Raw genomic sequence first — 15933 nt, 5'->3', positions numbered from 1 at the left:
AATATTAGTCCGAATATTTATAATATCCGGTAGCTACCATTACATTTTGATACCTGTACTACTGATACTCTCAACAAATGATCTCTGTGCAAAGAGATAGAGAATAATAAGTGGTACGATGATCATAAGTGTTCCTGTTGCAAGAATACAGTTTGAGTAAGCAACAGAAATTGTTGTCTTAACGCCGTTTATTCTCTGGATATAAGCACCAAGGCTATCTACGATCCTTGCAAGTCCTGTGCTTACAAGCTTGGTGTTACCAAGGAACATCTTGGAATAGAATCCATCTGTCCACTGCCATACAAAGGCAAAAAGGAAACAAGATGTGATGATTGGCTTAGCCTGTGGAAGCATGATCCTTACAAAGGTCTTAAGCATTCCGCAGCCATCAACATACGCTGCTTCTTCAAGATCGCCAGGAATATTTCTGAAATACTGACGGATCATGTATATGTACAGACCGTTCTTAAGTCCCATACATCCTGCACTCATGAGATAATAAGGTAACTTTGAACCCCTAAGATTAATTGTATTACCGGTAATCAATTGACATAATCCCAATATATCAAAAAATCTAAAGTGCAAATGAAGTGAACTTGCAATAGTCTGTGGTGGAATCAAGATTACAAGTATTACCATGGCGAACCAGAATTTCTTGAATGGAAATTCAAATCTGGCAAATCCATATCCAACCAGTGTGCAGACTGCAATCTGAAGAGCTGCGATCGTAAGAGAGATCAGTAGTGAATTAATTACTGCCTGTCTATAGTTCATAAGCTCTGCTGCAAGTCTGTAGTTTCCTGTGGTAAAATGCTCAGGAATAGAAATAACGATCGGATTATACAGATCTTTTTCTGTCATGAAGCTTACAGAAATCTTGTTAAGGATTGGCTGAAGGATCATGAAGCACATACCAAACAGAAGTATGAATCTGATAATGCTTACTGCTCTCTCAGAAATCTTTTTCTGTAAAAGATATCCACCAGAAAGCTTATTTCTTTCCCAGAATCCTAATTTGTCATATCTTGTATTATTCTCTGTATTAGTCATAGTAATAAACCCTCTTTGAAATGAAGAATGATGTTATTCCAACGAATGCAAGTACGAGCAAGAAGTATACCCATGACATTGCTGATGCATTGCCGTACTGCTGCTGGTCAATCATTACCTTCTGTATTTTTTCAATAACCCCGTTATCCGATCTCATACAGAAATCAACTACTGTGTAGATCCAGTTAACAAGGAACAGAGAACTGATCATTGGGAAGGTGATCTTCCAAAGGCTCTCCCACTTGGTACATCCCTCGATGTCAGCTGCTTCATACATGCTTGAAGATATTGTCTGAAGTCCTGAGAGGAAGATGATGATCTGGATTCCTGATGAAAGAGCTACGTCGTAGATATTGTTGATAACTTCAAATACCTTTTCATATGCTCTTACACCCACGCCTGCAGTTCTAAGGATAGTCTCCATAGCTGCTGTGATGCTGATTCCAGATGTGGACTGCTCAATTGTCTGTGCCAGTGATGACATAAGTTCGTTGTTGGACTCAAGTCCTACGATAACGCCTGATGAAAGGATTACCGGAAGGAAGAATATTGCTCTTACCAGTGCTCTTCCCTTGAACTTCTGATTAAGTATCAGCGCCACAAAGAAACTGAAAACTATGATAGCCAGTGAATAAACCATCATACGTGAGAGTTCTTCCCACAAGAGCCTGTTAAATTCAGGATCAACCCTGAAGGCGAATACATAATTCGTTAAACCGTTAAAGGTCTTGGTAACAGTTCCTGCCGCCAGATTTACATTGCAAAAGCTCATGTAACAGGATTCAAAAAGTGGTTTGACCATGAAGGCCAAGAAGCCAATTATGAAGGGTGATATGAAAAGATATCCTGATATGGCTTTGCGTTTTTGAAGCCCAGCCAATTTGTTTTTTTGCTTACTCATAACAAACTCCCCTCTCACCTTGTAACTACATAATCTCTTGCTGGTACTTTAACTGCGCCTTCAGTGTAATCAGTATAGCCGTAGTTAACGTAAACCTTAGTACCATCTGCATATTCTGTGCAGGAAACATCAGCCGTTAAATTCTCATGACCTGTCATTTCCTGATTGAATGTATGTCCAAGTTCATTGTTGTATCTTGTGTAGATCTCAACCATGCGATCTTTCCAAGCATCGTAGGATGATCCGTAATACTCTGTGTATAAAGTCTTCTGTGTTGCGAAGGAATCTTCTTCCATGAATGTAAACTGAAGTCCTGCGCCATATTCAGCAGAATATAAAACTTCATCTTCTGCATTTCCACAGATGTTGATAGGCTCACCTGTGTAATCTACTCTTCCGTGAACAGCCAGCTGGAAGAAAGGAACACACTCATCAAGGATCGTATATTCGCTTCCTCTAAGATCCATGTTTGTAACCATTGATGCGAATGGAATCGCATAATCATTACCCATGTTGATCATTACTGGTGTTCCTGCTTCGTTGTAGCTCTTAAGCTGTTCTACCTGGAGCCCCAGTACTTGTTCTCTGCTGTAAGTCTTCTTTCTATAGAAGTCTGATGAAAGATCCATTCCAAGATCCTGGAAGGATGCTCCAGCATTGTACTTCTTAGAAGTATTTACAAGCTTGTCTGCGTACTTGTTTGCAAGTTCTGTATGAAGGAGATAGTGAAGGTCCTCTGAATCTCTTTCTGCGTAAGTTACATGGCTGTATGCGTGAAGCTCAGCTCTTTCCTTACTGATGAACTTGGCAGCGTCTCTATAGGAAAAGAATCCATCTATAAGATTGCTGTCGTATGCGTACTGTGTGATACCATTTAAGTAAACTGTATTTCCATTTGCTTCTGCGTTATTAACAAAATTCTTAAGGTCTTTCTTGCTTCCAAGTGCACCAACTGTCTTGGTCCTTGCAAGTACCTTCTGCTTGACACCACCGTTGCACCATCCTGAAAGCTTAACCTGCATATTTGATACGCCGTTATTTCCAAGATCAGTGATGATGGCATCTGCATCTTTGTAGCTTGTGAGCTTAAGTGGTCTGGATACTGGAACACCAAGAACCTGCTTAACCTTATCGATAGCACCTACGATCTCAATGGCTACTGGAGCTGATGTGTCATCTACAAGATCAAGGTAGCCTGCGTATTCATTCTGAAGATATGTGCTATAGACCTTGGCCATATCTACATAGCTTCCTGAGTTTACAAAGGTGTATCTCTGTCTTAAGGTCTCATCTGGAAGCTTTGTTGCATATTCGTAAATATCTGAGTTAGCGATATCACCTACATCAAATTTTTCTCTCTGGCAGATGCTGTACTTGGCATTTACGAAATTGTAGCTGTGGTTCTTGCCAGCAACATCGGCCTGGATCGATGCGTAGCTTCTGCCGTCTTCGAGGATACAGATGAAAGAATCATTTCCTTCAGAAATACCGTATACTCCGTAATAAGCTCTTGTGTTGTGTACTACTGCATCTCTGCTAAGACACATATCCCAGCCATAAACGTTGGTGTAATAACTACTCTGTGATGTCTTGCCGTTATTGAAATTGATAAGTGCTCCGCCACCTTCTGGTACCAGCATGAAGCCGTTATCATTTGGTCCGCCTGCTCCAAAATATGGAAGAGGAGTGATGGTATAGATAGGTGTCTCAGGATCAAAATCAAGATCGCTAAATGGAACTTCTACCACCAGGTCTTTTCCTTCAAGCTTGTAGACAACGCTTACATTAAAGATTGCATTATCTGATGTGTTTGATGACTGATCCAGCTCTTTATCTGCAAGGTAATTATCATATGTATATCCAACTGCCTCAAACTTATCCTGAATAGTCTTTCTTACGTTCTCTTTGGTAGCAGTTCTGAGTACGTAGATAACTTCTGTCTCGATGATAGGATAGTTTGCAAGGAGCTCTTCCTTGTTATCCTTTGGTGTGAGCTTATTGATGTCGTACTTTTTGTAGTACTGTTTAATAAGATCAGCATCTTTTTTATCCATCTGTGAGAGGTAACCCTCAAACTCTTCTGCAGTACTTACTGGAGGAATGATGAATTCTTTTTGTACACTTCCAAGTGAATAATTAACTCTGATCTCATTGTCTCCAGGAATGATCTCGTAGATACCATTCTGCGCACTGAAGGCATATGAGTTGTAAGTTGTCTCAAGTCCCTGTGTGATCGAGTAAGACATGATAAGTGGTGACTGAAGATATGCTTTCTGATCATCAAGTGCCTTCTCATCTTCTGCTGCACCTTGTGGATTTGAGTACCACACCTTGCCGCTGTCCTTTACCTCAATACTAAATTCAGTTGTCTTTGGATCCATGGATAACTTAAGCTGTCCGTTATCGATGGTAATCGTATCTTCGCCACCACCATAAGCGTATGGAGGAATAGCTTCTTTTGACTCTTCTGGAGCCTTAGTATTAACTACATAAAAGATAGCTCCAACAATTATCAAAAATAAGATCAATGAAGGGATGAGTTTTATTAACCCTTTTATTAGTTTTTGCTTTAACTCTTTTTTCAAGTTCGTCACCTCTTGCCATTCCTACATTCGGAACATCAATTCTTTTGCTATTGAAATGAAGTACGCTACACCCTGTGAGATCATACTAAAGAAGATCATAAGGATGAAGATCATTACCAACATTGCAAACAGTGTTGCAACAGTAAAAAGAATGTTCTTTCCAGCGGAGTATTCGTGAATCTGCCCCATGGCAGCTATTACAAGTAGGGCTGCGTATACCAAGGAAAGTGCGCTGACTACTGAGTAGAACTGACCTTCCTGAACAGTTACGAAATTACTGAATATCATCAGCGGGAACTGAATGATCACATATGGCGTAAATGCATAGCAGGTTGCCATATATACCTGTCCCAGTTTTCCTTTTCCGTCAAAGAGTGTCGTCAGAGCCCAATTGCCAACTACCCAAAGGGAAAGTGGAAAAATGATACTGGCAAGATACAGGAAGATGTTAAGGTCTTCCCAATAAACTTGCATAAACAAAAAGCTTGTGTATTTGAGCTTCATGATTCTAAGAACAAGCGCTGCAGCAAGTATAGTATTTGCCGCTGCATAGGTTCCTCTTTTTTCATGAGTCAGATCCCAGAAACCATCGAGGGGATGAGTCATGCAGTAAAGAGCAAACTTCAGCGAATCAATATATTTTTCTTTTGGAGTCATATTCTCTTTTGGTTTTGCTATCATACCCTCACCTGTCTTTACCTGTTATAAAAATGTCTGCTGTATCTATCTCATGTTTGATACTCTTGATCCTGCCTCTTCCAAGAGGAATGAGGAATAACAAGACTACCACAAGTACTATCCAGCCGATGTGTTCTTCAACCCACTGCTTACGATACTGCTTGTAAGCTTTTGAGTAGTTCTCGGCGTCATACTTAAGTTCAAAGTAGTTCATGGCTTCTTTGTATCTTTCCTGTCTTAGAAGTGCTCTTCCAAGACCGATGTAAGCAAGATCGTAGTTGCCATTCTGATCCATAACCTTCTGCCACTCTTCTCCAGATTTCTCGTAATTACCTTTGTCGAAATCTTCGATAGCGTTGTAGACTGTGTTACCAAACTCTGTTGGTACAAAAGCTGTTATGGAGCAATCAAGGCTATCAAGTACATAGAGCTCATGTCCGTAGTGCTCGATGGCTGATGGTCTTCTGAAATATCCGTCCATGTTTCCGTTTCCACCAAAGGCGAATACCATTCTGCCCTGATCATCATATCCAAAAAGTCTTCCTCTGTTTCTGTCGAGGCAGACATAAATGTCGTTGTCCATGCAGGTTACATCTGTAAAGATTGATGGGCCTTCATAACCACCGCCTGATCCAAAGTAAAGATCACCGATGATCTTCCATTCACCATTTCTTACCAGGATGTCTGCACCAAGGAGATTTAACTTTCTAACTGCATCACCCTCAACCTTGTTGTCTTCATTGGTTCTGATAGCTGCTGTTGCATATATGAAGCCTTCGTAGTCCATGTAGATGTTCTCGTACTCTGTTGGAACGAAGGATTCCATCTTGGCTCTCTGTTCCTGAGAAGCAAGCTTCTTCCAAACGTAATCAGCAAAATTGAAGGTTACCTTTGTAGCACCTACGAATCCTGAAAAGGTTCCATCGTTTTCATACTTCACGAGACCTTTGTTGATTCCAATTGCTATGCAGTAAACACGTTCTGCTGTATCGATTGCAAGCTTGTTTGGCTGGAATACAAGTGCTGGATCAAGGGTGCTATCATCAGGCTTTGTAAATTCCATGATGTAATTTAAGTCTTTATCAAGCTTTAATACTCTTGCATTTCCCTGATCTGCGATGAAGATGTTTCCTTTTTCTGAAACTGCTATATCAGTAGGGTTATTTAATGTATTTGTTCCTGTTCCTCCAGAAAAAGAATCAATGATTCTTTTTACTTCAAGCTTTTCAGGAGATTTTCTATCAAGCTCTATGATCCTGTTGTTACCGCTATCGCACACGTAAATGCTTGTGCCATATACGAAAAGTCCCTGAGGATTTTTTAGCTTTAGATCAAGTCCAAGTTCTGAAGATGTAAATACCTTACAAACTGTATAAAGGTCCGGACTTTCCTGAACATCGCCCCACCAGTCGTAGTTGTAGGTGTATCCATACTCTCCATCACTTTTGGCCTGTGCTGTGACCGGCTGAAGAAGCACTGTCGCAGCTACAATTAACGCTATTCCAGTTTTTATAATGAAATTTTTCTTATGCATAACTGCTTCAACCTTTCACATTAGTCTTTAAGTCCTGAGCTAGCCATTGTCTCTAAGATCTGGCTTTCTGAGAATACGAAGATAAGAATTGGAACGATCATTACTACTACAAGTACTGCAGCTCCCTGTCCTGTTCTTGCAATTCCACCAGCCTGAATCTGCTGAAGGGCATATACAAGAGTCTTACGTTCTTCTGAATAGATAAATGTTGATGCTCTGTTATTCCAAAGTCCCTGTACTGAGAAGATGATAAGTGTCATCCATGCAGGTTTTACGTTTGGCATAACGATTCTTGAAAATACCGTCCACTCATTGGCACCGTCGATCTTGGCTGCTTCAATAAGTGATGTTGGAAGTCCTTCCATGAACTGCTTCATAAGGAAGAATCCCATTGGTGCTGCAAATGCAGGAACGATTATTGCCCAGTATGTGTCGATCCATCCAAGCTTGTTGATGATAAGGTAGTTAGGAATCTGTGTTACCATACCTGTGAACATCATGGATACTGTGACAATCTTGAAGAATGTCTTTCCACCTGGGAATTCATACTTGGCAAGTACGAAGGCACCCATTGATGCAATGATAAGATGTCCTGCTGTACCAACAAATGTGATAAATACAGTGTTGAAAAGATATCTTGAGAATGTTACTACTCCGCTCTTTCCCATTGTTACAAACAAATCTGAGAAGTTATCAAATGTTGGATGCTGTGGGAAGATCCTTGGTGGGAATTTGAACAACTCATCAAGTGGCTTCAAAGCACTGCTGACTGCATATACGATTGGGAATACCATGACCATCGCAACCAGTATAAGGAAGATGTAAAGTGCTATATCTCCTCCGATGGATCTATTAGGTTTTCTTTTCTTAATTAGCTTACTCATATCAAGTTCCAACTCTCCTTAACAAGCTCTGAATTGCTTTATTACAAAGAATCATCATCAAGAACAATACTGTTGCTATAGCGCAGGCATAACCCATCTCAAATCTGTCAAAACCGTAGTCATAAAGGTGTGTTACGATTGTTCGTGCTGCATAGTTTGTACTAGGATATCCACAAAGTGCCATTGTTACTTCACATACACCAAATGATGATGTGATGGCCATGATCGCTCCGAACATGAGCATTGGCTTCATGTTTGGAAGTGTGATATACCAAAGCTCCTGCCATCTGTTCTTGACCCCATCCATGTATCCAGCTTCGTACTGAGCCCTATCTATACCCTGAAGACCAGCTACGAATGAAAGGAATCCTGTTCCCAAGCTCATCCAGAGGATTACCAGCATACAGATCGGAAGCATGTACTTTGGATCAATGAGCCAAAGCTTGGCTGTATCAATGAGTCCGTGACTTAACAGGAACGCATTTACATAACCGTAAACATCTCCTCTGAAGAATACTGAGAAGATAACATAACAGTTACCAGCGATTGATGGTGCGTAGAAAACAACTACCGCAATACTTCTGATCCATCTAGGAAGTTCACTGATGAGCCATGCAAAAACGAATGACAATATGTATCCTAGTGGTCCTGTTATGAGAGCTATCATAAGTGTATTCTTGACACCTATCAGGAAGATATCATCCTGAAGGATCAAGCTTGTGTAGTTCTGAAGTCCGATGAACCTTGGTGGTTCAAGGATGTTGTAATAAGTGAAACTGTAATATATTGATGCCACTACAGGAAATACATAAAACATAGTGAAAAGTATTGCGTATGGTGCAAGGAACAAATAGCACATCTTCCTGTTTTTGGCTTTCTTAACTGCTACTTGAAAATTATGTTTTCGCAGTGTCAGATACTTCTGCAGATATTCCTTCATTTCTAGTTTCTCCTAATCAATCTACTGACATACCGAACTCAAGTCGTTTCTTCTTGATCTCTTCATCTATAAAGATTGAATAATCAATAATGGTCTCTCTGGAATCCGTCTTATCTGTTAGAACTTTTCTGATGGCATTTGAGATATGTCTTCCTGTGAAATATCCACCAGGAACTTCTCTGATACCAACTGTCTGATCCCACTGTTCATCAAGAACTTCGATATCATCTGCACTCCATGAGAGATTCTTGAATGCATCTCTGTTTGCTGTTGCGTATCTAGCAGATGAACCAAGGAGCGCTTCGATCTCACGACCAAATCTAACCTGAGTTTTTTCATTTGCCCACCACTTCATGAATTCCCATGAAGCTTGCTTTAACTCTTCATCCTCAGTTGTGATCATCATAGTTGCACTTCCTGTTATGAAGTCTGAGCGATCAAGATATGTTTTTCCGTTCTCATCCGTCCTATACGTTCCAGGAATGAGAGTGAAGTCCCAAAGACCTCTGATCTCAGGTGCTGAAACCATGAGTGTGTTGTATGTTGAATAAGCTGCTACACCTATTGGCATCTCTCCTGAACGGAATCTGCTGACGAAGTCATAGATTGTAGGAATGCCATAATCGTTAAAGTATCTTACGTAATCATCGAAGGCTTTGACGCCTGCTTCTGTGTTGACTGTAGTCTTGGTTCCTGCCTCGTTGTACATGTCACCGCCGTACTGATAAAGGAGTGAGAAGTACATTGAAAGGTCAGGTACATTTGACATAACCTGTGTAGAAGCTGATGATGCACCGCTGCTACCTGCCGCTGTAGGAATACCTATTGAAAGGCTGTTACCCTGAATTGTAGGAAGCATTTCGATGAGTTCCTGCCAGGTCTGTGGAACCTCAAGTCCAAGCTCTTCAAGTACGTCTTTTCTGTAGAACATTACGTTGAAGGTCTGTGTCTCAGGTATTCCGTAGATATGACCATCAAGGCTGTACTGCTCATAAGAGCTTGGTGAGTAGTGACTCATTACTTCTTCCCAGCCTTCAAACTGAGTGATATCCTCTGCTGCTCCTCTAAGTGCGTAGTTAACAGGTTTTTCTGCTGAAACTGAAAGAACTACGTTTGGTCCTCTGCCTGCCAGTACTGCGTTAAGAAGTGCTGCCTGATCAACGATCTCTACGTTGACCTTTATTCCTGTTGATGTTGTAAACTCATCATCGATCATGGACTTAAGGATTGTTCCCTGGTCTCTACCAGTAAGTACCCAAACCTTGATTACCTTCTCTTCTGAGCCATCGTAAACATCACCTACTGAGTTGTAATCTACAAAGAATGATGCTACAAAGGATTTTACTTCGTGACCGATCTTGCTAAATACAGTTGCTTTATCTTTCTTTGGATGAGCATCTGTTCCTGAAACTACGATGTAATCTACATCAAGTTTTGTTTCACTCATCTTGAGCTGTGCAGTACCAAGTGATGTGATGTTGTCCTTGAATGCAACGAACTCTGTTGTGATCTTCTGTGGCTTTTCGATAAATCTTTCAAGCTGCTGAGCAATTGTCTGAGCTGTAGCGATGTTATCTGCCATCTGTCCTGAGTATTCAACCATGTCATCAACGGTCTTGTATAATCTCTTTGACTCAAGGTCCATTGCTTTCATGATCTCAGGATATGTTGTGTCGATGTGGTAGTCTCTGTAAACATCTGGGCTTGCGCCAGTGTAAACAAGAATCTTTCTATATATCTGATTGAGTCTGTAGGTTGAATCCTGAACCTGTTCAAGGATTGGTCCAACACCTCCAAGAGTTGCCTCTAGTCTTACAGTATGAACACCCTTTGTAAGGTAGATATCATATGGAAGTTCAAGACTCTCCCAATCGTTTGAATATTCAAAAGAGATCTCTTCGAGCTCCTTGAATGGAATCTCGCCATCAATGTAAACGCTTCTGTTTGATACAGATCCTCTTGCGTAGTTCTGTCTGGCTTTTACCATGATGTTGTAATAGCCATCCTCTGGAACTTCGATATCCCACTGGATCCACTGACCTGTTGATCTCCAGCTTTCTCCACCTACATAGTTGAGAACTGTGTGTGTAACACTATTTGGTGAAGTGGTAGGTGAGGATCTATCATACTTGGCATATAGGGAGGATTCAGATCTTAAGGTAGAATCCTCACCCTGAACCACTTGCATGTAATTTCTGGCCTGCTCTGATGCAGGATCATGTTTATTAGCTGCAAGATACTCTTCATAAGTAGGTCTTTCTGTAACACCTCTAAGCTCTACCTTTGAGAGGATCATAGGTTCATTGTCTGCTTCGAATGTAAGTGTGTTTTCACCTTTTTCAAAATAGAAAACATATGGTTCTGGTACGAATCCCATGTCATCTCTAAAATATGCTGACTGGAAATCGAAGTATTCAACCTGAACTGGTCTGATCTCGTTATCTCTGTTATCAGTTCTAACTTCTCCGCCATCCATCCACATTCTGGTGAATGAAATGTTTCTGGCATCTTCAAATGGAAGTTCTCCATTAATGTATACGGTACGTTCTGCAGGAACTCCTCTTGATTCTGGAATGAAATACTCGATGTAGATCTGGTACATACCAGCCTTTGGTACATCTACTGTCCAAGTAATCTCAGAACCTGTCTCTGTAAAAATACCGTTGTTTTCTTTGCGAACAGTACCTTTTGATTCGTATTCATCAATGTTTACTGCAATGTCACCTGAAGGTCTGTCTGCATCTGCATGTTCATTAAGATATCCTGTATAAGCGCCTACTCTTTCCATTCCTTCAACTTCTACAGTGAGATCTGTGCCTTCGTATTTCTCATGGAAATCAGTTCTTTCTCTATGTGAAAGAAGTACGCATATACCGGCGAAAACTACTAATACCCCAATAACTATTAAAACTTTTCGCAATGTCTTGTTCATGTTATATAGTCCTTTGTTTATTCTTGTGCGAACACCCAAAATGCTGGCTTTGGTTCATACTTGCCATCAAATAATAGTGGGCACTGCTTTTGTTCTTTTTGACTTCCACCACCTACATTGGATCTGAACTGTAGCCATGAAAGTGTATCTATTGTTCCCCAGAAAGTAATTCCCGTAATGTTTACTCCTGAGTTCTGAGCTGACTGAAGTCCGTAGTACATGAGGTTGTAAACCTTACGCTGTTCCTCATATTCTTTTTCCATAGCTTCTGGACTTCCGTCGTAGCCATCTGTTGCACTGATATCCCACTCAGTAATCTGTACATTTCCTACAACCTTGCCATAGGCCTTGGCTGATGCCTCAACCTCTGTATAGGATGGACCGGTCATACTGTAATGCCCCTGCATTCCCATGGCTGTGATCCTGGTGCCTTCGCCCTTAGGCCCCTCGGCTGCTTTCACTGCTTCAAGGAGAGTGATGATTCCTGCTCTCTTTTTGGCATCACATTCGTTGTAGTCGTTGTAGTAAAGCTCAAGATCATCTGGAGCATATTTGTTAGCGTACTTAAATGCGTTAATGATGAATTCTTCACTCTGATATACATGCCACCAGCTGGAGTTGCCGCCGTGTCTGTCTTCTAGAAGATCTTCATCAGGTCTTTCTGTATCTGTTCTATAGGTTCCTGTTGAATCAGATATTGCTTCGTTTACTACGTCCCATCCATAGAAAAGATCTTTGTATGGGCTGTTCTCTCCAGTAAAGTGAGTTAAGACTTCTCTTATGTACCACTCAAGCCTCTTGTCCATTTCTTCTTTGCTGACATATGGCTTGGTCTTGTCATAGTCTTCATGGAAGAACCACTCTGGAGTCTGTGAATGCCAGAGGAGAACGTGTCCTCTTACTTCTATCTTTCTGTCTGGATTTGCTTCATTCCATTTGAGTATCTTATTAAGTATCTTTTCCGGATTACTATAATTAAGAACTGGAACGGTTATGGTCTCGCCGTTAAGCTCTGCCTCTTTGGTACCAGGACAGGTACTTACGCTATAACCAAAGAGTGAATCCGGCTTAAGTTCGTTTCCAAGTGTCACTGCATTAAAATGCGTTGTAACAAGGTCCCACAACTTGGAATCCCAAGGTTCTTTACCTGTAATAGCACATCCAATCCTGCATCCCATTTTCTTGGGAACCACATCTCTAAGGGCTGGAATCTGCTCCTTACTTTCTTCTGTATTCAATTCTTGCTTCTCCTGATTTTCTGGTTCTGAGCTAGAAACTGATGATGCGTCATCTGCGCTTACTGCTGTCTCTGACGAGGTGCTTACCGCCTCAGATCCAGCTGTTTCGCCGCATGCAGTAATAGAAATCGCCATGATCACTGCCATAACAGACGCCAAAGATCTTCCCCATTTTTTCATCAACTTAGCCTCCCCAATTAGTAATCAATTTTTGCTAATCATAATTCTAGTTGACAAGATATAGCATATAAGCTAGCGGGAAGATTTGCTTGTCATTTTTTGCAAAATGGCGTTCAGATATTGCTTTTTGACCGCAAAAAATGGTAGTGATTTTTTGTGCACATTTAACAATAGACATGAAGCTAATTGATTTTCTATTATCTATATTGAGCACTTTTTGATGATTGATAGCAATTTTTGAGAAGTTTTATCTACCAGATAATGATATTATTTGAGGGTAAATTCAATAAGACACTGATATTAGAAAGGTGTAACAACGATGGTCAAAAAAGAAGACAATGTTAAATTAGACTATTATCAGCAAAACACCGATTACAAAGCACGTGTAATGGTGAACAATAACGAGAAATCTATTTTTCCAAAGGACTCATCTCTACGAATTTGGTACAATGAGCTGCCTTGCGACTATTCATCACATTGGCACAACGCTCTTGAGATTATCGTTCCTATTGAAAACTACTATGATGTAGAAATTGATGGTGACTACTATCACGTTGTTCCTGGCGAGATCATCATTATCCCGCCTCGCAGATCCCACAGCCTTCATGCACCAAAGACAGGCTGCAGATACGTATGCCTTTTTGATATAGACTTTTTCTCTTCACTTAGAGGATACTCCAGTCTTATCACTATGCTTCAGGACTGCATTCATATCACTCCTGAGAGCCACGCACCGATCTTTTCCGAGATCAGCGATCTCTTTTCACAGATATGGAATGAATACTTCCAGAAGACTGAGTTCTATGAGTTTTCTATCTATTCCCACCTGTTCCAGATCATGACTATTCTCTCAAGGCACCGCCTCAGCAAGATCAACATCTTTACTGACAGCACGCCAGTTAAGAGACATGAGTATTTTGAAAAGCTCAACAATGCTATTGATTACATCGATCAGAATTACACCTACGATATAACTCTTGAGGATGTGGCTGCTTACAGCGGTTTCTCCAAGTTCCATTTCTCAAGACTTTTCAAAGAATATATGAACTGTACTTTCTACGACTACCTTATCGGTCAGCGTATCAAGGCTACGGAGGTTCTCCTTACAAGAGACGATCTTTCTATTACTGATATCGCTCTCCAGTCCGGTTTCTCAAGTATCTCTACTTTCAACCGGACCTTCAAGCAAAAGAAAGGGTGTACCCCTGGTGAGTACCGTTCTTTATTTTCTCAAGGACTGCACAAACAGCAGCAAGGATAATGTAAAAGAGCTGCTTATTTATTAAACTTCCATGAATGCACACTGTAGTTACTTCCTTCAAAGACGAAGTATACAGTGTGTTTTTCTGTTACAGGATTTTCAAACTCTGCTGTGACAGTTGTTAGTTCTTTGCCTGCAGCTGCTACAGGAATTCTGCATACTGGCTCTGCTGATGGAAGATCAAGGCAAACGTTGATAGTTCCTTCGCCTGTGCCAAGATACTCTACTTCGATGCTCTTTGCTCCCTCTGTACCAAAGTTAACGCCTTCAATGCTGGTCCATGAGCCATCCTTGATACCAGTAAGGATCATGTCTCCTGAGCCGTATTTCTTAGCTTCTTCGCCGAACTGAGTTGTATCTATCTCTGCTTCATTTGCCATGGTAACTGCAGGGATTGTCTGGTATGGATCAAAGTCTTTTACCTGCGCTACACCATTTCTAGTTCCAACGCTGGCAGCTGGCTCGCCCTCTTCATTGAATCTTACTTTATCAATGTTGGTACTTCTGTATCCGTGAAGGATTCCCATCTTCTCTTCAAGGATTCTGGAGTGGTATGCGATGTACCACTGACCTTCAAATTCAAACATGCAGTGATGGTTGTTGCCGCCAAGACCAAAGAATACTTCAGGGTTCTTGAGGACTCCGTTTGCTGGCTCGAAAGGTCCCATAGGAGAATCTGACTTCATGGTCATGATCTCGCCGTTAGAGAAGCCGAGCTCTTTTTCTGCTTCTGGAGTAACATCGAAGTTTGTGCAATATGAATAGTAATAGGTTCCGTTTATCTTGTTGATACCTGAATCTTCAAAGAGATACTGAACGTTCTCGATGGCGATTGGATCTCCGTCGAGGCTGATCATATCATCAGAGAGCTTAGCAACTCTTGCTGTTCCTGGATTTGCAGCCTGCTCTTTACTTGGAACTCCGCCGCCAAAGTAAATGTATGCCGATCCGTCATCGTCCATGAGAACTGCTGGATCAAAGAGCCATGTTACTTCTGCGCAGGTTGGAGTCTCTCTTGAAATAAGTGGTCCGTTTATAGGATCTGTGAATGGTCCAGTTGGGCTATCTGCTGTGAGGACAGCGATGCCATTTCCGTTATTTGCAAAATATAAGAAGAACTTGTCTTTGCCATCAATGTTCTTGTAAGCTGCAGCTGGTGCCCATGAGTTTGCTCCCCAGCTTGCTGCACCGTTCTTGCCTGCTGCGTATACTGTTCCATGATCTGTCCAGTTAACAAGATCATCTGATGATACTACGCAGATAGTGTTGATATTTGAATATGTATTTTCTTTGGCTGAGCCATCTGCCTCGTATGATGGCTTGTCGCCTGTCATGTAGAGGTAGACTCTTCCGTTATAAACAAGAGCATATGGATCTGCGCCAAATCTCTGGAGCATTACCGGATTGTGCTCTGTTATCTGCTTGTAGCTTTTTTGAATCTCAACTGAATGTGTTGCTGACATATCTGTATCCCCCTCGGTTTGTGTTGTCTGGTTTGTAGCTGATGCCGTTTTGTCTTGGTTATCCTGATCTAACTCTATGACTGCGTTGTCTTGCTGATTTTCAGCTTGCCTATCATGACATCCCGCTAGAATTATCAAGGCCGTTAATATGCTGATTGCTGTCATTGCTGGATTTTTCTTGTTTTTGTACATTTCGCCATCCCCACCTTGTTAATTCCATGTACAAGACTATACGGTATGGGGATAGGGGGATTCCACCAAATAATTGCTAATTTCACGTCAATAAT

General features: G+C 41.2%; 11 protein-coding genes. 1 reads left to right on the top strand and 10 read right to left on the bottom strand.

Features of this window, described 5'->3' with window-relative positions:
- Positions 1-39 precede the first annotated feature (39 nt).
- Genes BLS24_RS06880 through BLS24_RS06840 form a run of 9 tightly spaced genes read right to left on the bottom strand, consistent with a single transcriptional unit; the run spans position 40 to position 12922 of the window.
- A complete protein-coding gene (locus BLS24_RS06880; RefSeq protein ID WP_091757426.1) occupies positions 40-1050 on the bottom strand; it encodes a carbohydrate ABC transporter permease in 1011 nt (336 codons plus the stop codon).
- Positions 1043-1951: a carbohydrate ABC transporter permease gene (locus BLS24_RS06875; RefSeq protein ID WP_091757423.1), complete on the bottom strand. Its 909-nt coding sequence runs from the start codon at positions 1949-1951 to the stop codon at positions 1043-1045. Before BLS24_RS06875 ends, BLS24_RS06880 begins: the two co-directional genes overlap by 8 nt.
- 14 nt (positions 1952-1965) lie before the next feature.
- Positions 1966-4536 (bottom strand): DUF5696 domain-containing protein, encoded by a 2571-nt coding sequence (locus BLS24_RS06870; protein ID WP_143015148.1) that lies wholly within the window; start codon positions 4534-4536, stop codon positions 1966-1968.
- Between the two features lie 21 nt (positions 4537-4557).
- Positions 4558-5217: a Yip1 family protein gene (locus BLS24_RS06865; protein WP_091757419.1), complete on the bottom strand. Its 660-nt coding sequence runs from the start codon at positions 5215-5217 to the stop codon at positions 4558-4560.
- 4 nt (positions 5218-5221) lie between these two features.
- Positions 5222-6748: a hypothetical protein gene (locus BLS24_RS06860; protein ID WP_091757417.1), complete on the bottom strand. Its 1527-nt coding sequence runs from the start codon at positions 6746-6748 to the stop codon at positions 5222-5224.
- Positions 6749-6768: 20 nt separating this feature from the next.
- Positions 6769-7632, bottom strand: coding sequence for a carbohydrate ABC transporter permease (locus BLS24_RS06855; protein ID WP_091757414.1), 864 nt, complete (start codon positions 7630-7632; stop codon positions 6769-6771).
- Between the two features lies 1 nt (position 7633).
- Positions 7634-8572: a carbohydrate ABC transporter permease gene (locus BLS24_RS06850; RefSeq protein ID WP_071175018.1), complete on the bottom strand. Its 939-nt coding sequence runs from the start codon at positions 8570-8572 to the stop codon at positions 7634-7636.
- A gap of 16 nt (positions 8573-8588) precedes the next feature.
- Complete coding sequence (locus BLS24_RS06845; RefSeq protein ID WP_091757412.1) at positions 8589-11504, bottom strand: extracellular solute-binding protein; 2916 nt, start codon at positions 11502-11504, stop codon at positions 8589-8591.
- 17 nt (positions 11505-11521) lie between these two features.
- Complete coding sequence (locus BLS24_RS06840) at positions 11522-12922, bottom strand: endo-1,4-beta-xylanase (RefSeq protein WP_091757410.1); 1401 nt, start codon at positions 12920-12922, stop codon at positions 11522-11524.
- Positions 12923-13241: 319 nt separating this feature from the next.
- On the opposite strand from BLS24_RS06840, the gene BLS24_RS06835 reads away from it, so the two are divergent.
- Positions 13242-14183 (top strand): helix-turn-helix transcriptional regulator, encoded by a 942-nt coding sequence (locus BLS24_RS06835; RefSeq protein ID WP_091757408.1) that lies wholly within the window; start codon positions 13242-13244, stop codon positions 14181-14183.
- 14 nt (positions 14184-14197) lie between these two features.
- On the opposite strand, the gene BLS24_RS06830 is transcribed toward BLS24_RS06835, so the two are convergent.
- Positions 14198-15838 (bottom strand): glycoside hydrolase family 43 protein, encoded by a 1641-nt coding sequence (locus tag BLS24_RS06830; protein ID WP_242872247.1) that lies wholly within the window; start codon positions 15836-15838, stop codon positions 14198-14200.
- Between the last annotated feature and the right edge of the window lie 95 nt (positions 15839-15933).

Source organism: Butyrivibrio sp. INlla18, from assembly GCF_900103635.1.
Lineage (GTDB): Bacteria > Bacillota > Clostridia > Lachnospirales > Lachnospiraceae > Butyrivibrio.
Note: the sequence above shows the minus strand (reverse complement) of the source record. Positions and strands in the feature narration are given on the sequence as shown.

Bases quoted from the DNA above. Each gene is read 5' to 3' on its own strand.
- BLS24_RS06845 (WP_091757412.1), bottom strand. From the start codon at position 11,504: ATGAACAAGACATTGCGAAAAGTTTTAATAGTTATTGGGGTATTAGTA.
- BLS24_RS06875 (WP_091757423.1), bottom strand. From the start codon at position 1,951: ATGAGTAAGCAAAAAAACAAATTGGCTGGGCTTCAAAAACGCAAAGCC.
- BLS24_RS06855 (WP_091757414.1), bottom strand. From the start codon at position 7,632: ATGAGTAAGCTAATTAAGAAAAGAAAACCTAATAGATCCATCGGAGGA.
- BLS24_RS06850 (WP_071175018.1), bottom strand. From the start codon at position 8,572: ATGAAGGAATATCTGCAGAAGTATCTGACACTGCGAAAACATAATTTT.
- BLS24_RS06840 (WP_091757410.1), bottom strand. From the start codon at position 12,922: ATGAAAAAATGGGGAAGATCTTTGGCGTCTGTTATGGCAGTGATCATG.
- BLS24_RS06830 (WP_242872247.1), bottom strand. From the start codon at position 15,838: ATGTACAAAAACAAGAAAAATCCAGCAATGACAGCAATCAGCATATTA.
- BLS24_RS06860 (WP_091757417.1), bottom strand. From the start codon at position 6,748: ATGCATAAGAAAAATTTCATTATAAAAACTGGAATAGCGTTAATTGTA.
- BLS24_RS06880 (WP_091757426.1), bottom strand. From the start codon at position 1,050: ATGACTAATACAGAGAATAATACAAGATATGACAAATTAGGATTCTGG.
- BLS24_RS06835 (WP_091757408.1), top strand. From the start codon at position 13,242: ATGGTCAAAAAAGAAGACAATGTTAAATTAGACTATTATCAGCAAAAC.
- BLS24_RS06865 (WP_091757419.1), bottom strand. From the start codon at position 5,217: ATGATAGCAAAACCAAAAGAGAATATGACTCCAAAAGAAAAATATATT.